This window comes from Vibrio sp. EA2 (assembly GCF_033042495.1).
Lineage (GTDB): Bacteria > Pseudomonadota > Gammaproteobacteria > Enterobacterales > Vibrionaceae > Vibrio.
The window spans coordinates 183012-209409 of record NZ_JAWLID010000001.1; the positions used below are offsets into that span (position 1 = coordinate 183012).

Genomic DNA, 26398 nt, shown 5'->3' on the forward strand with positions numbered 1-26398 from the left:
CAATATAGCTTGTTAAAATACTCGATAACAGCGTTAACATTTTTGATTGTAGAGTAACTACTTATCGAAAAATGTTGCCTTGTTATCAAGCATTTTACCTACGCTATTTCTGACCACTTACTCACTGTGATTGGTATTTGCCAGTTTAACCGGAGTTTACCTAAAGAGTGGAGCTAATTCTTTGGGCAAGCAGAAAGCGAGAGTGCTCTCCTGTTTAATCAAACAAGCTTTTAAAGAATCCACCAATCTGTTTCGGTGCTTCTGCTAATCCACGACCGATTTCTTTGAGGCCATCTTCCAAAGGCTGCAGGCAGTTAGGGCTCGTTTCTCCTGTTTCACTCCAAACAGGTAAACTGACTTCGCCGAAACAGCTTTCTCTTAATCCACCCTGACTATCTGTGCTGTAGTTTGCTAGCCCTATTTTCTCTGGCTTAGTTTGAGCGATTGACTGGTAGCCGGCCTTTTTAAGGTAATCACCATAGATTCGTAACGGGCCACTCGATCCTGTCAAAGCAACTGGATTATTATCGTCGCGTCCTACCCAAATAGTTACGACATCTTGGTTATCAAGCCCGACATACCAACTGTCACGCCCTTGGTTTGACGTACCAGTTTTACCCGCGAGGTGAGCACTGCGAGGCACGATCTGATTTAAGTAACGCGCGGTCCCTTGCTCGACGACTTGTTCCATTGCATATTCAATTAGCCAAGCCGCCTCAGGTTCCAATACTTTTTCTTGCTGAGCTTGATGACGATAAAGTTGTTGCCCATGTTCATCGAGCACCGCACTAAGTGCGAACAAGTTTTGTTTTTCACCCTGATTTCCCAACGCCTGATACATCTGAGTGACGTTGAGAGGGGAAAGTGCCAGTGCACCCAGTAACATCGAGGGCACTTGTGGGACTTGAGTCTCTTTGACGCCTAATGACACCAAGGTGTTGGTTACCTTATCTAACCCAATGGCCATACCGAGGTTTACAGTTGGCACATTGTAAGAGTGGGCTAGGGCTTGGTAGAGGCTCACCTGACCGCGATACTGGCGATCGTAGTTTCGTGGTGACCACTTCTCATTATTTTGTGTTTGGATGGTAATTGGTTTATCCGCGAGGTTCGTACCTAACGCGTAGTGTTCTGGCTGTGCTAATGCCGTGACATAAACTGCTGGTTTTATCAGCGATCCAATCTGACGCTCGGCATTTATCGCACGATTAAATCCATGGAAATTCGGCTGGCGGCTACCAATCATCGCGCGGATTGCACCGCTTCGTTTATCGGCAACGATCATCGCAGTTTCTAAAGACTGGCCTGCTTTCTTTTCTAAGTTGGGCATAACGTTGTAGACCGCTGCTTCTGCCTGACCTTGTACTTTAGGCTCGAAGGTCGTGAAAAGACGCAAACCGCGACCACTGTTGTAGTCGATACCATTCTCTTTCAATGATAGCTTTATGTAGTCAAAGTAAGGAGGCTCAGTGGTACTTCCTTTACCCTGGACAGCTAGCGACAATGGTTTCTGAATTGCGCGTTCGTAATCACTCGCTTCGAGATCGCCAGTGTCGACCATCATTTTTAGCACTAAGTCACGGCGAGCTTTTGCTCGTTCAGCGTAACGCCAAGGGTTGTAATAAGAAGGGCCTTTTACTAAGCCGACAAGTAACGCTTGTTGATCAAGGCTCAGCTCTGCTAACGGTCGACCAAAATAATGTCGTGATGCTAAAGCAAAACCGTGAATCGCATTTTGACCGTTTTGACCCAAATAGACTTGGTTTAGGTAAGCATCAAGCAACTGATCTTTGCTGTAGCGATAATCCATGATCACCGCTAAGTAAGCCTCTTTAATCTTACGAATCAGGCTACGTTCGCGAGTTAAAAACAAGTTCTTCGCGAGCTGTTGAGTTAAGGTACTTCCGCCTTGTACGTTACGCCCCGCAGTAACGTTAGCTGCGAAAGCGCGGGCAATAGCTACAGGGGATACACCGTCGTGCTGATAAAAGTCACGGTCTTCGGTGGCAAGTAACGCAGCGACTAATGTCTCTGGCATGTCATCTTTGGATACGTAAATTCGTTTTTCGGTGTTGTCACCGTCGAGCATCCCTAAAATTTGTGGCTCGATCTGCAGTACGCCGAGATCATATCCTGAGGTTTCATCGGTGATCTTAACAATGCGTTTGCCACTAAATCGAATGCTTGCCTGTTGCGCAGGTTGCTCACCTTCAGGAAAAACGAACGGTCGACGAATCAGCCTTACTGTCTGGCCAGAAACACTATATTCACCACTCTTTGTTGGCTGTACAACTTTACGGTAATTTAGCTGCTGTAACTCACTGAGCAGTTCTTTCTGGGTAACCTGCATAGCAGGGCTTAACACCAAGTGACGCGCATAAACAACATTAGGTAGTTGCCACATTTGGCCTTCAAACTTGCTCGCGACCAGGTTGTTGAACTGCACTCCGAAGTAAATAATCGCTATAAGGAGTAATACAGCGCCGGTGAAGAGTACTTGAATCAAACGACGAAACCAGAGTGTTTTCAATAGTGGAGCTGGAGTGTTAGCAGGCATTTTTGTTTATGTTACACGTTATTAGTAGCCGTGAAGCGTAGCCTGTTGTTTGTTCACTTATGTCATTAAAACGTTAACAGTCTTAATTAAGGAACACAAAGAGCAGAGGGAAGGGTTTATTGAGTGGTTATGTAGGCGTTATAAGCAAAAAGCCCACCGAAGCGGGCTTTTGAATTCTATGAAAGTTATGCGGTAACCGCAGGGCTCGCTGAAAACTCTTCAGTATCGATTTCTACTTGTTGAGCAGCGTTGTAACGCGTGCCGGAGACGTTGTCATTGTTGATGAGTTGTCCCATTTTTTCTAACAGGTCGCTAGACAAACTCACCGACGTTGCCGAAACATTCTCGGTGAGATGGTCGATATTGGTCGTGCCCGGAATAACATGGATGTGCTCATCTTGATCCAGTACCCAGCGCAGAACGATGCTAGCCAGACTCGCTTTATTCAACGCTTCGTCAGACTCTTGCCCGATCAATTGTGCAAGTTTTGTCACAAGGTGCTGGTTATGCGCAAAATGCTCACTATCGAATCGAGGCATGTTGCGACGGATATCTTTAGGAGTTAAGTTCGTCGGAGAATCGATTTTACCCGTCAAGATCCCACGTCCCAAAGGACTAAATGCGACAAAGGCAGTCCCCAGTGCTTTACATGTTTCCAGCACTTTGATTTCAGGGTTGCGAGTCCAGAGAGAATACTCAGATTGCACCGCTGCAATTGGGTGGACTTGAGCGGCTTTTATTATTGTCGCTGCGGACACTTCCGACAAACCGATTTCACGAATTTTACCTTCTTCAACCAGTCTGCTTAGTTCGCCGACACTTTCTTCGATAGGCACGGTTTTGTCCCAGCGATGAAGGTAATAGAGGTCAATTACTTCTGTGTTTAGGCGTTGTAAACTGTTCTCAATGTTTTTACGCAGCGCTTCAGGACGGCCATTGATCTCTTTCTTACCTTCTTCGTTAATGAACATGCCGCATTTGCTAGCCAACACATATTCATCTCTTCTATGCCCAACGGCTTTGGCCACCAGTTTTTCATTGGCACCGCCTCCATATAATGTCGCGGTATCAAGATGGTTGTAACCAAGATCGAGGGCATTATTAAGTAAATGAATGCTCTGTTTCTCATCCGGTGGTGTTCCGTACGCATGAGACAGGTTCATACATCCCAGACCCACAGGGTTACATAGAAATTGGCCAATTTTGCGTTGTTGCATAGTAAGATTCCTTAGCTGTTGCTGTGCTGTCCTTAAATGAGCTGTTCTTCGATACGATGCAGTGTTTCCATCGCTGACAAGCATTGGCCAACACTTGAGTTCGGCTCTTTACCTGTCTTAATCGCTTCGAAGAATTCACGGTCAATCAATTCAATACCGTTGTTTGACACAGTAACACCCGTCAAATCAATTTGGTTGTCATAGCCGTCATACAAATCATCGTAACGAGCAAGGAAAGTTCCCTCATCACAGATGTAACGGAAGAACGTACCAAATGGACCTTCGTTATTGAATGACAGAGAAAGCGTACAAATTGCACCTGATGGCACTTTCATACCGATGCTCATGTCCATTGCGATGCCAAGATCCGGATGAATTGGGCCTTGCATGCCTTGAACTTGTGATGCGGTTTCACCAGTTTGATATTGGAACAAATCTACTGTGTGACATGCATGGTGCCATAGCAGGTGATCGGTCCAGCTTCTTGGCTCGCCTTTCGCGTTGGTGTTAGTACGGCGGAAGAAGTAAGTTTGCACATCCATTTGTTGGATGTTTAGTTCGCCAGCCTGGATCTTATTGTGAATCCATTGGTGGCTTGGGTTGAAACGGCGAGTGTGGCCAGCCATTGCAACTAAACCGGTTGCCTTTTGAGTCTCGACTACTTTGTAGCTGTCTTCGATGTTATCAGCCATAGGAATTTCGACCAAAACGTGCTTGCCAGCTTCCATACACTGGATAGCCTGAGAGGCGTGCACCTGAGTTGGCGTTGCTAAGATAACGGCTTCAACATCGTCACGGACAAGCGCTTCTTCAAGAGTCGCTACACCCACCGCTTGTGAATCGTATTCACTGATCAGAGCATCGAGCTTGTCTTGCTCTGGAGAAACCATAACCGATACGGTTACGTCGTCGATATTTTGAATGGCATCTAGGTGCTTACGGCCAAAGGCACCAGTTGCACCAACTACACATACTTTCATAAATAATCCTTTATTACACTTGGTTAAGAGGTAAGGGTATCGTTTGATTGGATGGGTGACGCTGAGTGCTCCATCGTATTCAAAATTTGATTAGATAACTGCTCTAACGTTTGATTATCGACAGTTACATTTATATCTGACATCAGTTGATGCCAATTGATTGCTCCGCTCGACATGCTGGTATCAATACCGAGCGAATCAAGCGTTTCGACTACCGATTTAAGTTCTTCGCTGCGGCGCTTGCCATGGGTGAGCATTCTTTCCATATGGTAAACTGCCAATCGCGATAAATTAAGTTGTGGGTAGCTCTTTTCCAGTGACTCAATCACATAGGGCGCGACCCCGGCACGATGAGCAGCAAGCATACATTCTGTTGTTAACGCTTCCAGCCCTTTCACCATTGCTGAACGTAACATTTTTATTTGTGAAGCATCGCCGACCTGCTCTGAAATCACGGTTACATCAAACCCCAAATACTGTAATTGTGGTGCAACCAGAGTGGCTTTTTTACCAGAAATGTACAGTGGGATTGGCTTTGAATTCGCTTTTACCGGACTCATTATTGCAGCGTCAATATAGGCTGCACCTTGCGACTCTACCAATTTAGCATTGTGTTTTTTCACTTCAGGAGCACACGAGTTACAATCTACGACAAACTGCTTTTCTGTCAGCGCACTACTAAGCGGTGCTAAAGCCTGGTTTGCCTGATCAGGTGTAACGAGAGAAAAAATAACCTGAGCACCACAAACGGCTTGCTCTGGGTTAAACGCGCCATTGACCTGAAATTGGATGTAATCCATCAGTTTTGCTTCGCGTGTAGCCTCATCGCGTGTTTTGATATCAAAAGCACTGATCACGTCCGGTGCATTATCACCGGCAATGCTGATAAGTGCTTGAGCGGCTTCACCGAAGCCAATAAATGCGGCACGAGTTGTTTTCACCTTTGATACCCGAATATGTTGCTTCACCGAAAACGACTGTAACATTTGGGTAAAAACACGAATAATCAAAAGATGATATTAGGTATTCAATTTTGAGAAAGCGCTGCCCGAATTAGCCTGACATCTTCAAGCCATTCTTACGCAGAAGCGATACGAAATGCGTCTGTACCGTAGTCGCGTACCAGTTCTTACGCATGGTAAGGCCAATCGGTCGAGATTGCTGGCTGCAATCAAAAGGTAAAATCGTAAAGTGGCCTTCGTCCAGTTCACGTTGAATTTGATGTTGAGAAAGGACAGACAGGCGATCGCTGCCCAGTATCAGTTCTTTTACAAGCATCTGCGAACTGGCTTCTACCAAACGTGAAGGGGGCTCTAATCCACCATTAATGAAGATGTCTTCAAACATCTTGCGTCCTGGCGTATTAGCACTGGAGACTACCCAACTGGCTTGATGTAAATCCTGCAGAGTGACATTCGCTTTTTTGGATAGCGGATGATCGTGGCGTGCAAAGACTTTGTTTTCGGATTCGAACAGGGTTTCCTGACGAATGTCCGTACTCGGTAGCGGAAATCGCAATGCGCCGATCAGTACATCAATTTCACCGTACTTTAAGTGGTTGAGCAAATCGGAGTAGGGGCCATCGATAACCTGAATCCGGCAGTCTGGATAGCTTTGGCTGAATTCATTAATAGTAATAGGTAGCAAACAGGTACGAGCTAACGGCAGACAGCCCACTGTGATCACACTGTTATGACGGTCGCTAAGTGCATCGATCTCTTCGATTCCTTGCTTTATTTCCACAAATGCGAGCTTACAAGCTTTGACGAGCGCGGTACCGGCTTTACTCACCACTATGCCGTTACTGATTTTTTCGAATAAAGTGACATCTAAGATATCTTCGAGATCTTTTGATGCCCGATAGACAGAAGACTGAGACACTTCCAACAAACGGCTGGCCTCGGTAAATCCCTGACCATCCGACACGGCAACTAACGCCTTAAGGTGTGTTGAGGTCATATTGTATAGAAATCGATGAACGTTACTTTTGCGTTGTCCCTTGGCGATCTTAAGTGTCTCAGTAATTCCATGCTCTATATGCTCTAACGCCCTATCAATACGGAAAGCGAAGGCTTTACCTTGCGGAGTCGGGGTCATGCCATCACTGGTACGTTCAAAAAGTTCACTGTGAATACTTTTTTCGAATTTTGAAATCGCTTGTGTAATAGCCGGTTGTGAAAGAAACACGGTCTCTGAGGCCTTACTGATACTGCCTGTTTTGACGACTTCAGAAATGGCGCGCAAGTGCCGAATATTGGGAATGTTAAACATAGGACCGCCTGTCATTAAGCAAGGTAATGCTCGGTGTGGCATAGAAATTCAATCCGTTGCCAACCCCTTGCCGGAGAACGCTTGAACAACAACCACACCAGATTTCCATTTATTTAGACACGTTTAAACACAATGCTAAACGTTTAGGTTACTTTCTTGTTTATAAATTGTGACGTCAATCTCCTATTTGAAATTGTATACAATGGAGGGTATTTCTTTTTTATTTAATATTTCAACTCTATGAGTTTTAGTTTAAATGATTGATTTAAAGAGCTTTAAATGTTTGTTGTTCTCAATTGATAATTAACTGTTTATCTAAAAATTGAATGGCACTTTCACTATATGAATTATAGGTCGTCTGAAGGTGAGTGCTAGATTGTGAATGCCATGAAACAGGAGGTTCACAGAATGAGAACAATAAAAACATTATCACTTTCTCTCGCACTTGCTTACGCGGGAACTGCCGCATCATCTGAAATTGAAATCACTATTGGTCACGTTGATTCTCAGGAATGGACGACATCTAAAAAAGGTGCTGCTACACAGGTTTTCAAAAACCTTGTTGAAGCGGAATCTGGCGGCCGTATCAGTGTCAATGTCTACCCATCTAGCCAATTGGGTGGTGAGACTGAGCTACTACAGTCAGCTCAGGAAGGCATGTTAACAATGACGATGGTTTCTGGGGCTTACAGCAAGCTGTGTAAAGAAGCGAGTGTGCTTGAGATCCCTTACTTGTTCCCTTCAGCTCCGGTTGCATGGGAAGTTCTGGATGGTGAGTTCGGTAAAAAGTTGGGCGAACACTGTCTCAAGCAGACTGGGCTTCGTAACCTTGCGTACGGAGAGACTGGTTTCCGTCATTTCACCAACTCTAAGAAAGTCATCAGCAGCCCAGAAGACCTGAATGGGTTAAAAATCCGCGTGATGACCACCCCTCTTTATATTGAAATGTTGAAATCGGTAGACGCAGAACCAACGCCAATTGCTTGGCCGGAAGTTCCGGCGGCACTGACGACTGGCGTAGTAGACGGCCAGGAAAACCCAGTTGGTGTTATTGCGAACAACAAATTCTACGAGCTGCAAAAATACATCACGCTAGATGGCCATGTATACGGCACAGACTTTCTGCTAATCAACGACGATTTCTACACTGGCTTAAAAGCAGAGGATAGAGAACTGATTGACCGTTCGGCAAAAGTAGCAAGTACGGTAAGCCGCGCTATTCAACAAGTGAATTCAGCTGCTGGCCTGGAGCTACTGGCGAAAAAAGGCATGACAGTAACGTCACTGACTGCTGAGCAGAAGGAGAAGTTCAGCGAGAAAACTCAGCCTGCTGTTATCAAATGGCTAGAAACGACGATTGATTCAAAATGGATCGATGAGGCACTTCAAGCAGTAGACGCTGCTAAATAATTTTAGGTAAGCCGTAAAGCCTATCACGGGCTTTACGGAATTTTGTGGAGAAAGGCTATGATAGAGCGATACAAAAAGCTGCTGGCTATCCTTGCTGGCACTTCATTGCTAACAGTCTTTGTAGTGATGTTGTTTAGCAGCATCAGTCGTTATTTTTTCAATACCTCAATTTTATGGGGTGAAGAGCTGTGTAAATACGCCATGATTTACGGCGTTATGTTTGCCACAGCAATTTGTTACCTCGATGAGTTACACATTAAATTCTCAGTCCTTAGCTCGGTGAAGTCGGCTAAGTTCCAAAAAATATTAGAAGTCATTACTGACATAGCAGTGTTTGCGAGTGCATTGATATTGATTTGGTCAGGTTATTTGTTTGTTGCGAAGCGCGGTGCCATTGAATCACCGGGTATTGGGATCAGTATGTATTACTTCCAATCAGCACTAGTGGTTGGTGGTGTGTGCTTACTTATCGCAGCATCACTTCGATTAGCCGCTCATCTATCAGCTCTAACCGGGCGTGCACCCTGTCTAAAACGTAGAGATGTATAAGGATTTACTATGCCATCTATAGCTTTGATGGGCACCTTACTGATATTCGGTGTTCCGCTCGTATTCACAATCATTCTGGCGATGTCGTTTTATGTCACCAGTACGCCAATTTCAATTAGCTTAGTTGCTCAACGTATTTTTAGCGGATTGGATTCCTATTCCATTCTTGCTGTACCCCTGTTTGTTCTTGCAGGTGAGCTAATGAACAAAAGTGGTATCACCACTCGTATTATCGATTTTGCTAACGCGTTAGTCGGGCATTTCCGAGGCGGGCTTGCTCAGGTGAACGTTTGGTCATCGGTCATGTTTGCGGGTATCTCTGGCTCCGCGGTTGCAGACACTTCTGCTCTTGGCCGTGTGTTTATTCCTCAAATGGAAAAAGAGGGATACAGCAAAGAGTTTTCGTCCGCATTAACTGCTGCGTCATCTGTTATCGGCCCAATGATTCCGCCAAGTATCCCGGTGATTATCTACGCGTTAATCGCAAGTGGTGTGTCGGTTCCAGCGCTATTCTTAGCGGGGATTGTACCGGGTATTCTATCTGCGATTGCTTTGTCGATATTTGTTTATTTCTACGCAACACGCCATAAGATTCGCAGTAATGTTGTCCGTCAAAGCCGCCGAAAAGCGTTAGTGAAAGCGTTTGTTCCATTGACCATGCCAATATTCATTCTTGGCTCTATTCTACTGGGCATAGTGACACCGACAGAGGCGGCCGCTTTTGCTGCATTCTACGCACTGACGGTTGGTATGTTCTTCTATAAAACACTAAAAATTAGTGACTTGCCGGAAGTCTTTATTCGTTCAATGCGCGACTCATCTATCGTATTGATTTTGATTGCGGTGATTTCCGTTGCTAACTGGTTACTTACTTTCTCGCGTGTACCTCAGTACATCAGTGCGCAAATTATCAGCACGATCAGTGACCCAGTCATGTTCCTGATTATGGTTAACCTGATACTGCTGGTGGTTGGTCTATTCCTTGAAGGGATTGCGGCAATGCTTATCTTGATTCCAATCTTCCATCCAATTGCGATGAGTTTCGGAATCGACCCAGTTCACTTCGGTATTGTAGTTATCTTTAACCTGATGATCGGCTTGATTACGCCACCACTTGGTATCTGTCTGTTTGTTGCAAATACCATCTCTAAAGTAGGTGTTGCGGCAATATCGAAGCAAATAGCACCGTTGTTCCTGTTAGAGGTGTTGGTGCTGTTCTTTATTACCTTCGTGCCTCAAAGCGTGCTGTTTTTACCAAAACTTTTTGGCTACTAACAAGTACTCATTATGGCTGTGATAGACGTACTCCTGCCGCTCGCGATGATAGTGGCGGCAGGCTTTTATACAACAAAAATTCGCTTTTTCTCTCAAGGTTTTCATGCGGATATAGGTAAGTTAGTCCTTTATATCTCGTTGCCTGCGGTTATTTTAATTAACTTGTCGCAACTGGACATTGAAAATGCGATCGAACTTAACTTTGTACTGGTTTATGCGATGTCGGGTATTGCCTCAATGGGCGTTGCGCTGATTATCTGTAAACAAGTATTAAAATCTGATTGGAAAGATGCATGTATTAATGCATTAGGAAGTGGAATGCCCAATAGTGCATTTGTCGCTTTTCCTATCGTGTTATCGTTATTTGAAGGCCAGTTTATTGAAGCCTTTTTAATGTGTGTTTTGGTAGAGAATCTTTTATTTATACCACTTTGCTTGCTATTTCTGGAAATCAGTCATAGCGCAAAAACCAGCACATTTGAGCAAATAAAAGTTATCGCGAAACGCATTAGTAGTAACCCAATAATAATTTCGATAGTTATCGCACTCAGTATTAATTTATTCAATATAACGCTACCTGAATTTATTCTAAAAAGTGCGGGTTGGTTTTCTAATACAGCCGTCGCATTAGCACTGTTTTCTATCGGTGGTGCATTAGGCCAGTCATTTAAGTTTGAAGAGAAAACAAGAACAGCTTTAGTTGCCGTCAATAAACTCATTATTTTTCCGATGGTTGCGATTGGATTGCTGACCCTATTTCCAGTCAGTGAAGCACTTAAACCGGTACTGATTATATTTGCTGCCGCACCTATGTTAACCATCTACCCAATATTGGGTTCGATTTATTATCAACAAAAGTTTTGTGTAAACACCCTTGTAACAACAACGCTGGCGTCCGGAATATCTCTGTCGATTGTTGTTGCAATGTTTAATTCATAGTGAGGTGAGTGTCTGGCACCTGTTAACGCCATTCTTGACGCCTCCCTATACGAGATATCAGCCTTTGATTGGCTAGGAGTTAATTTATGAAGTATTCAATTGCCACCGTTTGTTTATCCGGTACGCTTGAGCAAAAAATGCATGCAGCGGCTAAGGCGGGTTTCCACGCAATCGAAATTTTCGAGAATGATTTGACCCAATACCGAGGCACCGCTCGCGATGTAAAACGTATCGCTGATAGTCTGGGGTTGGAGATTTTAGTGCTGCAACCGTTTCGCGATATGGAAGGCCTGCCGCCTGAGCTACGCGATAAGAAATACAAGATGATGGAGCGTAAGATCGACCTCGCGCATCAGCTAGGTACTGATCGTTTAATGATGTGCAGTAGCGTTCACCCGCTGGCTTCTCCAGATAGAAACCGTTGCGCTGAAGATCTGCATGCGTTGGCAGAACTGGCTAAACGTGAAGACATGAAGTTAAGCTATGAAGCGCTTGCCTGGGGGCGTCATATCGCAGACTACGATGACGCCTGGGATATCGTTAAGCGAGTGGATCACCCAAACTTGGGTATCGTACTTGATACATTCCATATGTTCGCCCGTGGTAACACGCTGGACACGTTAAAGAACGACATTCCAGTTGAAAAAATTGGCCTAGTTCAGTTGGCTGATGCGCCTAAGATGCAAATGGACATTCTGCAGTACAGCCGTCATTATCGCTGCTTCCCAGGGCAGGGCGATTTCCCGGTTATTGAGTTTGTTCAAGCCCTTAAAGACAAAGGGTTTGACGATTATTTATCTCATGAAGTGTTTAATGATGAGTTCCGTTCTTCGTCTCCGATCGAAAAAGCGATTGATGGTGTTCGTTCATTGAAATGGCTCGAAGATCAGTGCAGTGACACGTTCGAAGCGCCTGAAGTGAGTGATATAAGTTTTGTGGAATTTGCGGTAAAAGAACGTGAAAACAACCCGTTTACCGACATCATCGAATCACTTGGCTTTAAGAAAACCCATTGTCATAAAAGCAAAAATGTTGACCTTTACCAACTTGGTGATATCAACTTCGTATTCAACTATGAGAAAAACAGTAACGCAAGCAGTTACTTAGAAGGGCATGGTGAATCTGTTTGTGCGTTGGGTGTATTAGCGAAGGACGCAAACCGCTTAGTTGAACTGGCAAAGCGTTACAATAGCCCGACGATTTATCAGGCGCGCCAAGAGAATGAACTGGATATCCCGACGCTGAAAAGCTCAAGTAATCTGCTTATCCATCTGCTTGATCAAAACCACGCAGAGAAGTTCTATGACGTCGATTTTGAACCGCTGACGGATGGTGCTGCCTATAATGACAACCTAATCCGTATCGACCATATGGGGCAGGTGGTGTCACCTGAAACCTTGTTGTCTAACTTGTTCTTCTACAAATCAATTTTTGGTTTTGTTCCGGAAGAGAGCTACGACTTGCCAGATATCAACGGTCTGATCACCAGCCGTACGATTACCAGTCCAAACGGCAAGATTAAGTTTGCGTTAAACAGTACGAGTGCGAAGCAGACCTCTGCTCAGCGTTTTTTAAATGCGTCAAATGGGGCTAGCATTAACCAGATTGCCATTCAATGTCATGATATTTTCGCGGCAGTAAAAGATCTGTCGCCAATTTATCAGCTGAAGATACCAAACAACTACTATTTAGACATTCAAGCTCAGTTTGATTTAAGTGACGGGTTTATTGCAAAACTTAAAGAAAACAACATCCTATACACAGAGGATGACACAGGTAGCTTCTTGCATTTCTACACAAAAGAAGTCAATGGACTGTTCTTTGAAGTGTTACAGCGAGTAGGAAACTATAAAAAATATGGCGAAACCAATGCGTTTATTCGCTTGGCATCTCAGTCTTACCATGATTAAACATTAGAAATATAAATCAGAATTAAAAATAGGTGCTTCATTGAAGCACCTATTTTTTATTTGTCGAATCACTGAAATAACGTCGAGACGTTATTTTTCTAGCAAATAGTTAATAGCCAATTGGTAGCCCTTTGTGCCCATACCAATAATGGTGCCAGCAGCCACCGGAGAAATATAGGAGTGATGACGGAACGATTCGCGCGCGTGTACGTTGGTAATGTGTACTTCAACAACAGGAACGCCAACACCTGCGATCGCATCGTGTAGGGCGATTGAGGTATGCGTGTAAGCGCCTGGGTTGAAAACAACGCCAGCGAGCTCACCAGCTTTGTATTCAGCCCCAGCTTTGTGGATGGCATTAATTAACTCGCCTTCAATATTGCTTTGCAGGCATTCGATGTCAAAGCCAAATTCAGAGGCGAGCTTTTGACAGCGGACTTCTACATCCGCTAGCGTTTCATGACCATACTTTTCAGGTTCACGAGAGCCCAACAGGTTAAGATTTGGGCCATTTAATAACAGTAACTTAGGCATAATGAGAACCTTTGCTTAGCATAGCTGAGTGAAATGCGATTCACGGAACTCTGCTAACTCGGCAGGGTTTGGTTTGGTATTAGTAAAGAGAGAAAATGCGTCAGTTGCTTGATGGAAAAACAGTTCAAAGCCACTGATAATAGAGACGTTTTTCTCTTTCGCCGCTAGAAGGAATTGAGTGTCGACGGGAGTATAAACGGCATCGAAAACCCACTCTTGAGAGCCAATCCAGCTTTCTGGAATAGGGGTGCCCGGCATCGAGTAGTGACCTACCGGAGTGCAGTTTACCAGCCCGTTGGCCAGCTTAACGAATGACTCAAGTGATTCACTATTTGCCGTAGTTACCTGTAAATCTTCGTCAGTCAGTTGATTAGCAAGTGCCTGGGCTTTTTTCTCATCCATATCAAACAAAATCAGCTCTGACGCACCTAGATCAACCAATGACATCGCAACGGCTTTACCAACGCCTCCACATCCAACTAGCACAACTCGACCTGGTGTCTGCTCACGTGAATTTCGGTAAGCTTGAATGAATCCTGAGTAGTCGGTGTTGTAAGCGATAATCTCGTCGCCTTTTTTCACTAATGTGTTCGCTGCCTGAACACGTTGCGCCGATTTGTCGAGTTTACTCGCTATTTCAATGGCGATTTCTTTAAATGGATAAGTGACATTTGCGGACTGAATTTCAGAAGCGAACAACGCCGTTGCTTGAGACTTGAACTCTTCAATATCCCCGCTATCAATACTATTTAATTGATAGCTAAAGTTAATATTTAAATGCTTGGCAAGCTCGTTGTGAAAATATGGGGATTTTGACCGAGTTATATTTTTTCCAAATAAACGGCATTGCATAGTAAGTACTCCATCTATTAATGACATGATAAGGCTACCACACGTCATTTTTCCAATGATAATTATATTTTTCTAACACCTATTCATTTTTGTTGAATGCTTGTATTTACTGGCTTTTAAGTTGATTTGTTAACAATAAAAGTAAGGCATCTATCTCAAAAACTTATACCGTAAAAATAAATTGAAATAGTCGAGTTGTTATCTACGTCGTTATAGTAGTTATACACAAGTGAATTCCAGATGCAGGATTCAAGTCGTGGTTGAATTTATCAGCCAAGACATTTTCACAGAACTAAGCATCTCGAGGTTATTTGAGTATAAAAACAAAACAACAGAAGGAATTGATGAGATGATAATCGATTGCCACGGCCACTATACCACTACACCACCGCAAGTCGGCGATTACCGCGAGAGCCAAAAAGCAGCGGTAGCAAAAGATCCAAAATACGTTGGAGACAAAGGTACTATCAATATTTCCGATGATGAAATTCGCGAAAGTATTGAAAATAACCAACTTCGTCTGCAAAAAGAGCGCGGAACCGATTTGACTATCTTCTCTCCTCGCGCAAGTTGGATGGGACACCACATTGGAAACGAGCACACCAGCCGCTTCTGGACCGAGCATCAGAATGACCTGATTCGCCGCGTGTGTGACCTATTTCCTAACAACTTCGCACCTGTTGCTCAACTTCCTCAGTCGCCGGGTGTGACCCCTTCTAAATCGGTACCTGAATTGGTTCGCTGTGTCGAAGAAATGGACTTCATCGGCTGTAACCTAAACCCGGATACCACGGGGGGCTTCTGGAAAGATGCGTCTTTGGGTGATCGAGCGTTCTACCCACTTTACGAAAAAATGGTTGAACTGGACGTTCCGGCGATGATTCACGTATCTGCGGCGTGTAACTCTTGTTTCCACACCACCTCTTCACATTACCTGGGTGCGGATACTACAGCATTCCAACAGCTTCTAATGTCGGATGTATTTAAAGATTTCCCTGAGCTGAAAATCATTATTCCTCATGGTGGTGGCGCAGTTCCTTACCACTGGGGACGTTTCCGCGGTATTGCACAAGACATGGGCCTTCCTCCATTAGAAGAGTCAGTTCTGAAGAATATTTACTTCGATACTTGTGTATACCACCAGAAAGGCATTGACCTGCTACTCGACATTCTTCCTGCGGAAAACATCCTATTTGCGTCTGAGATGATTGGTGCAGTACGTGGTGTTGACCCAGAAACAGGTCACTACTTTGATGATACCAAGCGTTACATCGACGCAAGCGATAAGGTCAACGACGAAGAGAAAGCACTCATTTTTGAAGGCAACGCTCGTCGTGTATTCAGCCGTCTGAAGGCATAAGGATAAATATTATGCAAAACAATGTTGTAGTTCAGAATATTCAACGTGCAGACAAAGACGTGATTGAAGGTCTGCGTAAGTGTGGCGTTGCTACTATCCATGAAGCTCAAGGTCGTCGCGGCCTGCTGGCTCACTACATGCGTCCTATCTTCCAATGTGATGCTGTCGCTGGCTCGGCACTTACCATTTCTGGTGCTGCGGGTGACAACTGGATGATGCACGTGGCGATCGAACAAGCTCAAGACGGTGATTTCCTGGTCTTCGCGCCAACTTCGCCATCTAACCACGGTTTCTTTGGTGACTTGCTTGCGACTTCAGCTCAAGCGCGTGGTGTTGTTGGCTTGATCATTGAAGGCGGCGTTCGCGATACACGAGATTTACGTGAAATGAACTTCCCGGTTTGGTCAAAAGCCATCTTCAGTGAAGGTACCATCAAAGAAACATTGGGTTCAGTAAACGTTCCAATGACCTGTGCAGAAGAAATCGTCTACCCGGGTGATGTAATTGTTGCTGATGAAGACGGTGTTGTGGTTGTTCGTCGCGACGAAGCAAAACAAGTGCTGGTTGCGGCACTGGACCGCGTCGAGAGAGAAGAGGCGAAACGTGTTCGCTTAGCAAACGGCGAACTTGGCCTGGACATCTATAATATGCGTGAGCGTTTAGCAGAAAAAGGGCTCAAATATGTCTAACCAAGCCCCTTGTATGTGGATGAGAGCGGGTACTTCAAAAGGCGCATACTTTGTTAAAAGTGACCTGCCTTCAGACCAGTCTTGTCTGGAAAGCTTTCTTCTCGCGGCAATGGGCTCACCTGACGAGCGTCAAATTGATGGGATTGGCGGCGCCGATCCCCTGACTTCTAAAGTTGCGATCGTTGCGCCATCTGAAAGAGATGGTGTGGATGTAGATTATCTTTTCTTACAAGTGTTTGTGGATCAACCATTGATCAGCACTAAGCAAAATTGTGGCAATATCTTAGCGGGTGTTGCGCCATTTGCGATAGAGCGAGGCATCGTGGAAGCCCAAGAAAAGCAAACGACAGTAAGAATCTACATGGAGAACACCGATCAAATCGTGACGGTCACCGTGAATACGCCCAATCGACAAGTGACCTACGAAGGTGACTGTGAAATCGATGGCGTTCCCGGAAGTGCAGCGCCGATTGCGGTTACGTTCGAAGATACCGCCGGTTCAACTTGTGGCGCACTGCTGCCGAGCGGCAATGTCGTTGATGTGATTGACGGTGTTGAAGTAACGTTAATTGATAATGGCATGCCTGTTGTCGTCATCAATGCGGAAGATCTCGGTATTTCGGGCGATGAAAGCCGAGATCAACTCGACAATAACGCGGAACTAAAACAAAAGCTGGAATCAATACGGCTACAAGCTGGACCGTTAATGAACCTCGGTGATGTTTCCCAATTATCGGTACCTAAAATGTCATTGGTTAGCAAAGCCCAGTATGGCGGCGCTATTTCTACTCGTACCTTTATCCCTCATCGCTGCCATGCCTCGATAGGTGTACTGGGAGCCGTAAGTGTTGCGAGTGCGTGCATTTTAGCGGGTTCGCCGGCACAAAAATTGGCATCAATCGAGCAAAGTGAAACTTTAGCGGTAGACGTTGAACACCCGATAGGCAAAATGAGCGTAGTGTTGGATGTAAAAGAGAACCAAGTCCAAGCTGCAGCAATTTTGCGTACCGCCCGTAAGTTGTTTGACGGAATCGTGTATACAAATAGATAGAATATAAGGACTGACCATGGACAAGGATTATCTACCTTTTCACCCTAATCCAAGCAAACCCGAGTTTAAGGTGCCGGAAGGTGCTGTGGATAGCCATTGCCACGTATTTGGCCCAGCAAGTAAATTCCCTTACTCTCCAAAACGTAAGTACACGCCGTGTGATGCCTCTAAAGAGCAGTTATTCGCACTAAGAGATTATCTCGGCTTCAGCCGTAACGTTATTGTTCAGGCGTCTTGCCATGGTACAGACAACGCTGCTTTGGTTGATGCGCTTAACACCGCTGGCGATTTAGCTCGCGGCATTGCCTTTGTCGATGAAACCGTGACTGACGAAGAGCTGCAACTGATGGATAAAGCCGGCGTTCGTGGTGTGCGTTTTAACTTTGTGAAACGTCTTGTTGATACCGTGCCAAAAGAAACGCTAAAGCAGATTGCAGAAAAAATTCGCCCACTGGGCTGGCATGTTGTTGTCTACTTTGAAGCTCAGGATATCGATGAAGTAGCGCCATTCCTGAATGAACTTGATATGACTGTTGTCATCGACCATATGGGTCGTCCTGATGTCTCAAAAGGCGTCTACAGCGAAGAGTTCGAGAAGTTCATTAACATGATGGAGAGCAACCCGAATATCTGGACGAAAGTGAGCTGTCCAGAGCGTTTGACACTTACTCCACCAGACTACTCAGATGTAGTTCCTTTCGCTCGCGAGCTCGTTGAACGTTTCCCAGAGCGTGTATTGTGGGGTACTGACTGGCCGCATCCAAACATGAAATCACACACACCAGATGACGGTCATCTTGTTGATGTTATTCCAAAAATCGCCCCTTCGGAAGAGTTGCAACAAGCGCTGCTTGTGACTAACCCGATGAAACTGTACTGGCCGGAGGAAGTTTAAATGTCTTATCTAGATAACAAGTCCTCAATTGAAGGCACCGTTCTGTTTGACGGAGAAATGGCTCGTAAAGGTTATGGTCTGAATAAGATGTGCTTTTCTCTCAACACGGCTGCGGCTCGCGAAGAGTTTCAGCGTGACGAAATGGCTTATTGCGATAAGTTTGGTCTGACAGAAGAGCAGAAAGTAGCGATTCAAAATCGTGACGTGCTTGGCTTACTAAAGCTTGGCGGAAGTATTTACTATTTGGCTAAGTTTGCCGGCATGCTTGGTCTGAATATGCAAGATATTGGTGCGATTCAAACCGGCAAAACGGTGGAAGAGTTTAAGCAAATGTTAGTCGACGCGGGGAAATAATCATGGCAAAAATTATAGGTGGTATCGGTACTTCACATATCCCTGCTATCGGCAAAGCGATAGAGAACAATCAACAGCAGGAACCGTACTGGAAGCCGTTGTTTGATGCGTATCCTCCGATTCTTAAATGGTTAGGGGAAGAAAAACCAGACGTTGCGATTCTGTTTTACAACGACCATGGTCTTGAATTCTTTATCGATAAGAAGCCAACGTTCGCGATTGGCGTGGCAGACCGTTATGAAAACGCCGACGAAGGTTGGGGCATTCAAACGATTCCAGATGTGAAAGGATCTCCAGACTTAGCGTGGCATATTTCTAACCACTTGGTTGAAAATGAATTTGACATCACGATTTGTCAGGAAATGAAAGTCGACCACGGTCTGACGGTTCCTATGCAGCTTTTATGGCCAAATTACTCGTACGATAATGTTCAGGTTATTCCTGTTTGTATCAACTGCGAACAGCATCCAATGCCTTCGCCGAAGCGTTGCTACGACCTGGGTAAACAGATTGCTGCGGCAGTTGAAAGCTTCGATCAAGACTTGAAAGTGGTTGTACTTGGCACTGGCGGTCTTTCACACCAGTTGGATGGCGAGCGTGCAGGGTTTATCAATAAAGAGTTCGACCTGTACTGTATGGATAAGTTGGTTTCAGAACCTGAATGTCTGACTAAACTTTCTGTCCTTGATCTTATCAAAGAGGGTGGTGCTCAAGGCCCTGAACTGAACATGTGGCTTGGCATGCGCGGAACACTGCAAGGTGAGCTAAATGTGTTACAGAGCAGCTACCACGCACCAATCTCAAATACTGGCTCCGGTACGATGTTAATCGAGTCAAAATAGTCGCCAGAGTTATTGTTCATTCTCTCCTTATTAAGCGGTCCAAATGGGCCGCTCTTTTTGACTGGCGGTCCTTAACTTAGTTCGATTTTTGCTTATCTCTTTTCTGAAACTCACAATTGGACAAAAGTTTGCCAGTGGCTTTGCTAAATTAGCATTTAACGGATAATCAAAGATATGGCAAATCCTCTTATCCTTTGGCCAAATCAACTCATCCACAACACTGACTAGCATCTTTTTACAGAATTCCAATTAATCTCCTTAAGAAGTCATGAAATCGTGATTGGCTTAAAATCAATAAGAAAGAATATGCAACCACATTAACATTAACATTAACTATATTAATATGGCCTATTACAATGAAAGGATGCACTATGAAAATTACGTTTTGGTTGGCTTCCGCTTTCTTCCTTTATTGCTCCGCAAGTTACGCATCGAGTGATAAAGTAACATGGAGTCAAGACTCACTAGAGTTAAGTGTTGAGCAAGGCCAAGTTAAGGAGGTAAAACTTGTCATTAATAATGTTCCAGATGTAGAAGGAATCAAACTACATGTAATTTCCGCTCTTCAACAATGGATATCGATTACACCGAGTTACATTGAGAATACCTCAACAAAACAGGCTCATACAGTGTTTGTAGTCATTAACATCCCAAGCGATGAGGACTTAAAAACCGTTGATGGAGTAATTCAAGTAAGAGAAGTCAAAGCGGGAAAACCGAAACAAGTACTACCTTCGCCACTTCCTGTTGTCCTCACTATCTCCCCTTCTTCGAACCTACCTCTTCCGCCAGCTCCAGGGCCTGAGAATGACTTGACGATCGCAGGTGTAGACAGTGATGAAGATGGGGTTCGAGACGATATACAGCGTCACATAGCACTCTCGCATTCAAGTTATGAAGCGTCCCGCCTGGCACTCATGGATGTGGCCAAAGCATTACAGCTTATTCTTATTCAAGCAGAGTCCAAAGACGCATCATATGAAAACTTACTTCGCTTTGAACGTGCTTTTGAATGCACGGTATATGTGATGGATGAGAACTATGATCGTGCTGTCGGCGAGATAGTATCGCAGCAAATGAGTACGCGGGAAAGAACCGCAAGATATTCGCTTTTTCATGAGCAAATTGCAGGCGTGGTATCAAAAGGTTCCAAATATAGTGAGTTCTACAAGTCGTGTTCGTTTGATGCAAAAACACTAATGGAGGGCGCGCTATGAACCGACTAAGAATATTACCATTAATCGTATTGCCCTCTTTTTCAGTCTTTGCTGCAGAGTCACAATTAGTTTGTACCCCAGGACTATCAGTGCATTAATCTTAGCCTGCTCCGCCAACATCCATAAACATATCTCTTAAATTCAGTAACTAAGTCGCCTAGAACTTCAATCATCCAAGCACATAAATCACATTAGTAAAAGTACGTAAAATCAATTTTTGCAAGTAGTGTGGTCAATTAGACGTAACTTAGTTCGGGGCAAAAGTTTGTTAACCTGAGGAGAGCTGAAAATAAGGATACCTAGGTATCCTTATTTGGCGGAGGTTGTTACATGCCAGAGGAGATTATTTCGTCGGCTTTGGATCTTCGTACGGCAAACCAACGTACTGCTCGGCAATCATCGTCTTACCTGATTCACTATGCAGGCAGTAATCCAGTTCAGATGTCATCAGGTGACTAAAAATAGCGCCATCGGTGTTGTTCACGCTAAGATCGTCAAAATCGTGCAGCATGTTAGTCATCCACCATGAAAAGCGCTCGCCGTGCCAGACTCGGCGTAAGCAGATGTCTGAATATTGTTTGATGCACTCCATGTCGTCATTTTTATAAACTTGAGTCATGATCTTGTACAACGTCGCCACGTCAGAGGCTGCCAAGTTAAGTCCTTTGGCGCCTGTTGGCGGTACAATGTGCGCAGAATCACCTACGAGGAACAGTCGGCCATATTGCATTGGTTCACATACGAATGAACGCAGTGGCGCAATACTTTTTTCAATACTCGGTCCGGTTACTAAGTTTTTGCTCGCTTCAACGGGTAAGCGTTTTTTAAGTTCGTCCCAAAATTTATCATCGCTCCAGTCTTCAACCTTATCTGTTGCGGGAACCTGTAGGTAATAACGTGAACGGGTTGATGAACGTTGGCTTGCCAGGGCGAAACCGCGTGAATGTCTACAATAAATTAATTCGTCATCAACAGGTGGGGTATCGCTTAGTAGGCCAAGCCAACCAAACGGGTAGACTCGCTCATATTCTTTACGGATGGTATCTGGAATCGTCGGTCGGGATACACCATGGAACCCATCACAACCGGCAATAAAGTCACATTGTAACTCATAAAGAGTACCTTCGTGCTCGAACCTGACAGCAGGGGAAGGAGAGTCAGGTGCGACAATCTCGGTCACTGGTGCATCATAAAAGCTTGGTAGGCCGGCAGCAGTTCTTGCTTCCATCATATCGCGTGTGATTTCTGTTTGTCCGTAACATGTCACGACTTTGCCGCCGGTGCGTTCTTTCAGGTCGATTCTGGTACTTTCACCGTCGACACTGATTTGAAAGCCGTCATGAACATGGCCTTCTTTGTCCAAACGAGCGTTACAGCCTGCTTCTTTGATGAGGTCAACAAAACCTTGCTCAAGGATACCCGCACGTATTCTGGAAAGAACATGATCCGCAGTCGAACGTTCAACGATGACATTGTCGATTCCTTGTTTTGCAAGCAGTTGACCAAGTAAAAGGCCTGAAGGACCTGAGCCAATAATTGCAACTTGTGTTTTGATAACTTCCATTTTAAGCACTCCGCTTGTAGTGATTCCTTGTGTTTCTATTTTGTTAATAAAGTGTGATTCTCTCCATTCACATACCGGGCAATTTCTTGTACTTTTAAGTCATATGTGGATATTTTTGTGATCGGTTGGGTTAGTGATGAGTTCGATATCTGATGTGCCAAGGTTCTTCTTATATGGAGAAGAGAGTGACAGTAATAATTCTGAGTTTGTTCATGTCGAGACTATTGCTGTTCGCAGCGAAACCAGAGGTTGGCGTATCAAGCCCCATCGTCATGGCAAGCTTTTTCAAATCTTAGTTCTGGATAGTGGTCATGCGGAAATCTCTTTAGATAATAAAAAGATATGTGTTAATGATGCTTGTGCGATTGCCATTCCTACCGGGGTTGTACACGGCTTTATTTTTTCACCAAATACGGAAGGGTACGTTGTCAGTATCGCGGAGCCGATGATTCAACAATCGGCATTATCTTATGCTGAGAGTGTATTTGATTCCGTTTTGTATAAGCCTAGAGTGATCTCATTTACGGCAGAAGATAAGCTTCTTACACAATTGCATAATTATTGTAATTTATTGTCATCTGAACTAAATGCACATGATGTGGGAATGAGGCAAGCTTCTGAGTGGTTGGCAAAGATGATTTTATTGACTCTGTTCCGGGCGATAAAGCAGCAAGATGAAGGGACCAAAGTTGGTCACTCGCTCAATAGTCACTATTATCAATTCCAAAAATTACTAGAGAATAATTACCGAAGTCACTGGACTGTTGCTCAATATGCGCAGGCGCTGCAAACGTCGGTATCGACGTTAAATCGTGTCTGTCGAAAATCAAAAGGGGTCGCGGCAAAAGCGATTATTGCGGAGAGACTGTTTGTTGAAGCGAAGCGAAGCCTTTTGTATACGCAGCTGCATATTGATCAAATTGCCTACAATCTGGGATTTGAAGACCCGGCGTATTTCTCGCGCTTCTTTAAAAATAAATCTGGGTTGAGCCCGACTTCTTTCAGACAACTCAACCCCTTTGACACGGAATATTAAAAAACGATTGGATTAAAAAATGTCCAGATCATTACCGAGAATGACTTCTCCGTCGTAGCTCGCCTGAATTTCTTCCAATACGGATTCGATAGGCGCGCTGTAATGGAGTATATGGCTAAGCACCAGTAGTTTAGGTTTTGCTTCTGAGGCAATCTTCGCCAGCTCACTGGTTCGGGTGTGGCTTGTAGAATGATATTTTTGCCAGAATTCAGAAAGCTTCGATAGTCCCTGTTCGCTGATCACTTCATGTACCAGTACATCAGCGCCTTTCGCGATTTCGATCATCTTGTCTGAATAAGCGGTGTCGCCGCTGATGACCACGGTTTTGTCTGGCGTTGTCACTTTGTAGCCGAAGGCCGGGCGAATATCACCATGAGGGACGGTAAACGCTTCGATTGTGACGCCATCTTGGTCATAAACGGTGTTACTTTCGGTGTATTCGGTCACGTTCATCTGGTAGTTGGTCGGATCTTTTAACGGCTGCTTACCACTTGTGCGTAGGCCAATATCAACAGACAACATGTCGTAGTAGCCGGTTACAAATTTTTCTGTACCAACTGGGCCATAGAGCGATACCTTGTCGTCACGTCGCCACCAATAGGTTGCTGCCAATTCTGAGATATCCAGAATATGGTCACTGTGAAGGTGTGTGATGAAAACGTGTTTGATGTTGGTTGGGTAGAGGGCTTTGATACCTTTCTTTTCTGCCGCCTCAATGGCTTTTTGTACCATGCCACCACCCGCATCAAAGATAAATGCAGTATCGTTATACACAACGGCGGTCGATGGGCCTGAGCGGTTTGCATCGGGAACAGGGGTGCCCGTTCCTAATAAGATGACATCGGTTTTGGCTGATGCACCGACGGATAACAGCAATCCTAAGGCGCAGGTTATTACAGGTACACAAATACCAGATCTAAAGATATTCATTAGATTCTCCGGAAAGTTGGGTAGGGGATGGAGCCCTCACCACAGTCCGTGTGGCGAGGGTTATAGGGTTATTATAGAAGTCCCAAAGCGAGTGATGGGAAGCCGATGATCAATAGCAGTCGAGTGACATCGGACATGACGAATGGGAATACGCCTTTGTACATATCCTTAATTGATACATCCGGTGCTAATGACTTGATGACAAATACGTTCATCCCTACAGGTGGTGTAATCAGGCCAAGTTCAACGGTAATAACGGCAACGATACCAAACCAGATAGGGTCAAATCCTGCTGCCTGAATGAGTGGGTAAACTACAGGCACGGTCAGTAGTAGCATCGCAATACTATCCATCACACAACCCAATAGGATAAATAGTAACAGTACGGCAAACAGCACCATGTAAGGAGAAAGCTGTAGGCTATCAACCACTTCCACCAACGTGTAGGAAATTCTGGAAACTGAAAGGAAGTAGCCAAAAATTTCAGCGCCGATGATCATAAAGAAGATCATGGAAGAAATCGCCAGCGTCTCTTCGACCGCTTCAACAAACTGTTTCCATTTCATTCCTCGGAAAAGAGCGATGACTAACGTACCAGCCGCACCAATAGCCGCTGCTTCCGTTGGTGTAAACAGACCAAAGTAAATACCGAAAATGATCAAAGCAAAGATGCCCGTAAAAGGAACTAAGCCTTTAAGCCCTTTGACCTTCTCTGCAAAGGAAGTCTTATCACCTGGTGTTGCCAGCTCTGGTTTTAACCACACAGTGATAGCAATGGTCGCACAGTATAAGAACAGACCGAGTAACCCAGGGATTAGACCAGCGATAAACATGTCACCCACAGACTGCTCTGTGATCAAGGCGTAAAGCAAAAGCGCGATAGATGGTGGGATCATGATGCCTAAAGTACCACCGGCAGCCAGCGTACCTGTTGCCAAAGACATCGCGTAGCCATTCTTTTCCATTTCTGGCAGAGCAACGCGAGACATACTTGCTGCGGTCGCCAGAGAAGAGCCAGAGATAGCCGAGAAAACACCACAAGAGGTTACTGCTGCCAGTGCCATACCGCCGCGCCAGCGACCAAATAGTGTTCTCGCACCATGAAATAGCTCTTGAGACATTTGTGCTTTAGAGGCAAATACCCCCATGAGGATAAACATAGGAATCGGGCTAAAGCTATAGTTTGATAGGGTCTCAAATGGGCCGCTATCCAGAATTGCCATTGCAGAAGGGAAAGCAACAATAGAACCGAACCCAACAAACCCGGTTACCGCCATGGATAACGCAATAGGGGCTCTGAATGCCATCATTACTAACATTAACGCAATACAAATTAGACCAATCGTTGAAGCATCCATTAGACTAACTCCCCTTTGTTTCGTTGTTGCAGGTTACTTTTTTTGTTGCTTGGCTTTGCTGGTGTATCACCGCCGCTCTTAGGTGCTGGTTTATGACAGTGGAAAACCAATTCGCCTGCAATGATTAACGCTCGGACAGCTAGTAGAGCGGTAGCAACAACAACACCCATATAGATGTACTGCAGTGGGATCTGTAAATCCTGAGTGGTTTCTCCGGTAAGAGATGCCGACTCGATGGCTTCAAAGAATCGTACTGACATACCTGCGCCCAGCAATGCAAACCCGAGGTTGTAGAAGGCTTCAAGATATATCTTCAAGCGCTGATTCATTTTCTCGGTAAACAGATCAACAATGACCTGAGACTTAGCAACTGAGTGAGGCAGAGTCAGCAAAATGGCAAATAGCAAACCAAACTTAATTAATTCGATACCACCAACAAAAGTCCAGTCGATACCGCCCTCTGTGAAATTGAAAATCGCTCGAGTGATGACATCAGCAAGCGTGATGAACATCATCGACACTAAAATAAAACCTGCGCCCAAGTGGGCAATGTGTGCCGCGCGATTGACTAGGTTGATGAGTGTTTTCATAATCTCATTCCCTTGTTC

At 44.8% G+C, this 26398-nt stretch carries 24 protein-coding genes; 13 read left to right on the forward strand and 11 right to left on the reverse strand.

Features of this window, described 5'->3' with window-relative positions; genetic code table 11:
* Positions 1-214 precede the first annotated feature (214 nt).
* From mrcB to RXX31_RS00830, 5 genes are all read right to left on the reverse strand, one after another.
* Entirely contained in the window at positions 215-2506 is a 2292-nt protein-coding gene (gene mrcB, locus RXX31_RS00810) for a penicillin-binding protein 1B (RefSeq protein ID WP_317587204.1), read from the reverse strand.
* Between the two features lie 236 nt (positions 2507-2742).
* Positions 2743-3774: an aldo/keto reductase gene (locus RXX31_RS00815; protein ID WP_317587205.1), complete on the reverse strand. Its 1032-nt coding sequence runs from the start codon at positions 3772-3774 to the stop codon at positions 2743-2745.
* Between the two features lie 32 nt (positions 3775-3806).
* Positions 3807-4754 (reverse strand): Gfo/Idh/MocA family oxidoreductase, encoded by a 948-nt coding sequence (locus RXX31_RS00820; protein ID WP_317587206.1) that lies wholly within the window; start codon positions 4752-4754, stop codon positions 3807-3809.
* A gap of 23 nt (positions 4755-4777) precedes the next feature.
* Positions 4778-5695, reverse strand: a complete 918-nt coding sequence (locus tag RXX31_RS00825; protein ID WP_317587207.1) for a DUF1932 domain-containing protein — start codon at positions 5693-5695, stop codon at positions 4778-4780.
* A 112-nt stretch (positions 5696-5807) separates the two neighbouring features.
* The gene (locus RXX31_RS00830; RefSeq protein ID WP_317587208.1) at positions 5808-7025 is read right to left on the reverse strand and encodes a LysR family transcriptional regulator; all 1218 of its coding nucleotides are present in this window, start codon (positions 7023-7025) and stop codon (positions 5808-5810) included.
* A 408-nt stretch (positions 7026-7433) separates the two neighbouring features.
* Here RXX31_RS00830 and RXX31_RS00835 point away from each other — a divergent pair, with 408 nt between their 5' ends.
* The 5 genes from RXX31_RS00835 (at position 7434) to RXX31_RS00855 (ending at position 13108) form a co-directional block, all read left to right on the forward strand.
* Complete coding sequence (locus RXX31_RS00835; RefSeq protein WP_317587209.1) at positions 7434-8435, forward strand: DctP family TRAP transporter solute-binding subunit; 1002 nt, start codon at positions 7434-7436, stop codon at positions 8433-8435.
* A gap of 57 nt (positions 8436-8492) precedes the next feature.
* The gene (locus tag RXX31_RS00840; protein WP_065303400.1) at positions 8493-8984 is read left to right on the forward strand and encodes a TRAP transporter small permease; all 492 of its coding nucleotides are present in this window, start codon (positions 8493-8495) and stop codon (positions 8982-8984) included.
* A 9-nt stretch (positions 8985-8993) separates the two neighbouring features.
* The gene (locus RXX31_RS00845) at positions 8994-10259 is read left to right on the forward strand and encodes a TRAP transporter large permease (RefSeq protein ID WP_317587210.1); all 1266 of its coding nucleotides are present in this window, start codon (positions 8994-8996) and stop codon (positions 10257-10259) included.
* Positions 10260-10271: 12 nt separating this feature from the next.
* The gene (locus tag RXX31_RS00850) at positions 10272-11198 is read left to right on the forward strand and encodes an AEC family transporter (RefSeq protein WP_317587211.1); all 927 of its coding nucleotides are present in this window, start codon (positions 10272-10274) and stop codon (positions 11196-11198) included.
* Positions 11199-11284: 86 nt separating this feature from the next.
* Positions 11285-13108: a bifunctional sugar phosphate isomerase/epimerase/4-hydroxyphenylpyruvate dioxygenase family protein gene (locus RXX31_RS00855; RefSeq protein WP_317587212.1), complete on the forward strand. Its 1824-nt coding sequence runs from the start codon at positions 11285-11287 to the stop codon at positions 13106-13108.
* 90 nt (positions 13109-13198) lie between these two features.
* Here the strand turns inward: RXX31_RS00855 and aroQ are convergent, their stop codons facing one another.
* Positions 13199-13642, reverse strand: coding sequence for a type II 3-dehydroquinate dehydratase (aroQ, locus tag RXX31_RS00860; protein WP_317587213.1), 444 nt, complete (start codon positions 13640-13642; stop codon positions 13199-13201).
* Positions 13643-13657: 15 nt separating this feature from the next.
* A complete protein-coding gene (locus RXX31_RS00865; protein WP_317587214.1) occupies positions 13658-14521 on the reverse strand; it encodes a shikimate dehydrogenase in 864 nt (287 codons plus the stop codon).
* 322 nt (positions 14522-14843) lie between these two features.
* On the opposite strand from RXX31_RS00865, the gene RXX31_RS00870 reads away from it, so the two are divergent.
* The 7 genes from RXX31_RS00870 (at position 14844) to RXX31_RS00900 (ending at position 20902) form a co-directional block, all read left to right on the forward strand.
* Positions 14844-15854, forward strand: a complete 1011-nt coding sequence (locus RXX31_RS00870) for an amidohydrolase family protein (RefSeq protein ID WP_317587215.1) — start codon at positions 14844-14846, stop codon at positions 15852-15854.
* An 11-nt stretch (positions 15855-15865) separates the two neighbouring features.
* The gene (locus RXX31_RS00875; RefSeq protein ID WP_411197960.1) at positions 15866-16543 is read left to right on the forward strand and encodes a 4-carboxy-4-hydroxy-2-oxoadipate aldolase/oxaloacetate decarboxylase; all 678 of its coding nucleotides are present in this window, start codon (positions 15866-15868) and stop codon (positions 16541-16543) included.
* Positions 16536-17594 (forward strand): 4-oxalomesaconate tautomerase, encoded by a 1059-nt coding sequence (locus RXX31_RS00880; protein ID WP_065300964.1) that lies wholly within the window; start codon positions 16536-16538, stop codon positions 17592-17594. The genes RXX31_RS00875 and RXX31_RS00880 overlap by 8 nt, the downstream gene beginning before the upstream one ends.
* Positions 17595-17610: 16 nt before the next feature.
* Positions 17611-18489 carry an amidohydrolase family protein gene (locus RXX31_RS00885; RefSeq protein ID WP_317587216.1) on the forward strand — a complete coding sequence of 293 codons (879 nt, stop codon included), beginning with the start codon at positions 17611-17613 and terminating at the stop codon, positions 18487-18489.
* Positions 18490-18843, forward strand: coding sequence for a protocatechuate 4,5-dioxygenase subunit alpha (locus RXX31_RS00890; protein WP_014233887.1), 354 nt, complete (start codon positions 18490-18492; stop codon positions 18841-18843).
* A 2-nt stretch (positions 18844-18845) separates the two neighbouring features.
* On the forward strand, positions 18846-19685 hold the full coding sequence (locus RXX31_RS00895; RefSeq protein WP_065297715.1) for a class III extradiol dioxygenase family protein: 840 nt from the start codon (positions 18846-18848) through the stop codon (positions 19683-19685).
* A 371-nt stretch (positions 19686-20056) separates the two neighbouring features.
* Positions 20057-20902, forward strand: a complete 846-nt coding sequence (locus RXX31_RS00900) for a hypothetical protein (protein WP_317587217.1) — start codon at positions 20057-20059, stop codon at positions 20900-20902.
* A 343-nt stretch (positions 20903-21245) separates the two neighbouring features.
* Here the strand turns inward: RXX31_RS00900 and pobA are convergent, their stop codons facing one another.
* Positions 21246-22466 (reverse strand): 4-hydroxybenzoate 3-monooxygenase, encoded by a 1221-nt coding sequence (gene pobA, locus RXX31_RS00905; protein ID WP_317587218.1) that lies wholly within the window; start codon positions 22464-22466, stop codon positions 21246-21248.
* A 136-nt stretch (positions 22467-22602) separates the two neighbouring features.
* On the opposite strand from pobA, the gene RXX31_RS00910 reads away from it, so the two are divergent.
* Positions 22603-23502, forward strand: coding sequence for a helix-turn-helix domain-containing protein (locus RXX31_RS00910; RefSeq protein WP_317587219.1), 900 nt, complete (start codon positions 22603-22605; stop codon positions 23500-23502).
* Positions 23503-23514: 12 nt separating this feature from the next.
* Here RXX31_RS00910 and RXX31_RS00915 read toward each other — a convergent pair whose 3' ends face one another.
* The 3 genes from RXX31_RS00915 to RXX31_RS00925 all read right to left on the reverse strand — a co-directional run bounded on the left by RXX31_RS00915 (position 23515) and on the right by RXX31_RS00925 (position 26380).
* Positions 23515-24432: an MBL fold metallo-hydrolase gene (locus tag RXX31_RS00915; protein WP_317587220.1), complete on the reverse strand. Its 918-nt coding sequence runs from the start codon at positions 24430-24432 to the stop codon at positions 23515-23517.
* A 71-nt stretch (positions 24433-24503) separates the two neighbouring features.
* Positions 24504-25790, reverse strand: a complete 1287-nt coding sequence (locus tag RXX31_RS00920; protein WP_317587221.1) for a TRAP transporter large permease — start codon at positions 25788-25790, stop codon at positions 24504-24506.
* Positions 25790-26380 (reverse strand): TRAP transporter small permease, encoded by a 591-nt coding sequence (locus RXX31_RS00925; RefSeq protein WP_317587222.1) that lies wholly within the window; start codon positions 26378-26380, stop codon positions 25790-25792. The genes RXX31_RS00920 and RXX31_RS00925 overlap by 1 nt, the downstream gene beginning before the upstream one ends.
* Positions 26381-26398 lie beyond the last annotated feature (18 nt).

Coding starts and splice junctions, on each gene's coding strand:
- RXX31_RS00830 (WP_317587208.1), bottom strand. CDS start 7,025: ATGTTTAACATTCCCAATATTCGGCACTTGCGCGCCATTTCTGAAGTC.
- RXX31_RS00865 (WP_317587214.1), bottom strand. CDS start 14,521: ATGTCATTAATAGATGGAGTACTTACTATGCAATGCCGTTTATTTGGA.
- RXX31_RS00840 (WP_065303400.1), top strand. CDS start 8,493: ATGATAGAGCGATACAAAAAGCTGCTGGCTATCCTTGCTGGCACTTCA.
- RXX31_RS00890 (WP_014233887.1), top strand. CDS start 18,490: ATGTCTTATCTAGATAACAAGTCCTCAATTGAAGGCACCGTTCTGTTT.
- RXX31_RS00820 (WP_317587206.1), bottom strand. CDS start 4,754: ATGAAAGTATGTGTAGTTGGTGCAACTGGTGCCTTTGGCCGTAAGCAC.
- RXX31_RS00925 (WP_317587222.1), bottom strand. CDS start 26,380: ATGAAAACACTCATCAACCTAGTCAATCGCGCGGCACACATTGCCCAC.
- RXX31_RS00835 (WP_317587209.1), top strand. CDS start 7,434: ATGAGAACAATAAAAACATTATCACTTTCTCTCGCACTTGCTTACGCG.
- RXX31_RS00910 (WP_317587219.1), top strand. CDS start 22,603: ATGAGTTCGATATCTGATGTGCCAAGGTTCTTCTTATATGGAGAAGAG.
- pobA (WP_317587218.1), bottom strand. CDS start 22,466: ATGGAAGTTATCAAAACACAAGTTGCAATTATTGGCTCAGGTCCTTCA.
- RXX31_RS00880 (WP_065300964.1), top strand. CDS start 16,536: ATGTCTAACCAAGCCCCTTGTATGTGGATGAGAGCGGGTACTTCAAAA.
- RXX31_RS00875 (WP_411197960.1), top strand. CDS start 15,866: ATGCAAAACAATGTTGTAGTTCAGAATATTCAACGTGCAGACAAAGAC.
- aroQ (WP_317587213.1), bottom strand. CDS start 13,642: ATGCCTAAGTTACTGTTATTAAATGGCCCAAATCTTAACCTGTTGGGC.
- RXX31_RS00895 (WP_065297715.1), top strand. CDS start 18,846: ATGGCAAAAATTATAGGTGGTATCGGTACTTCACATATCCCTGCTATC.
- RXX31_RS00815 (WP_317587205.1), bottom strand. CDS start 3,774: ATGCAACAACGCAAAATTGGCCAATTTCTATGTAACCCTGTGGGTCTG.
- RXX31_RS00915 (WP_317587220.1), bottom strand. CDS start 24,432: ATGAATATCTTTAGATCTGGTATTTGTGTACCTGTAATAACCTGCGCC.
- RXX31_RS00855 (WP_317587212.1), top strand. CDS start 11,285: ATGAAGTATTCAATTGCCACCGTTTGTTTATCCGGTACGCTTGAGCAA.
- RXX31_RS00900 (WP_317587217.1), top strand. CDS start 20,057: ATGAAAATTACGTTTTGGTTGGCTTCCGCTTTCTTCCTTTATTGCTCC.
- RXX31_RS00920 (WP_317587221.1), bottom strand. CDS start 25,790: ATGGATGCTTCAACGATTGGTCTAATTTGTATTGCGTTAATGTTAGTA.
- RXX31_RS00870 (WP_317587215.1), top strand. CDS start 14,844: ATGATAATCGATTGCCACGGCCACTATACCACTACACCACCGCAAGTC.
- RXX31_RS00845 (WP_317587210.1), top strand. CDS start 8,994: ATGCCATCTATAGCTTTGATGGGCACCTTACTGATATTCGGTGTTCCG.
- RXX31_RS00850 (WP_317587211.1), top strand. CDS start 10,272: ATGGCTGTGATAGACGTACTCCTGCCGCTCGCGATGATAGTGGCGGCA.
- RXX31_RS00885 (WP_317587216.1), top strand. CDS start 17,611: ATGGACAAGGATTATCTACCTTTTCACCCTAATCCAAGCAAACCCGAG.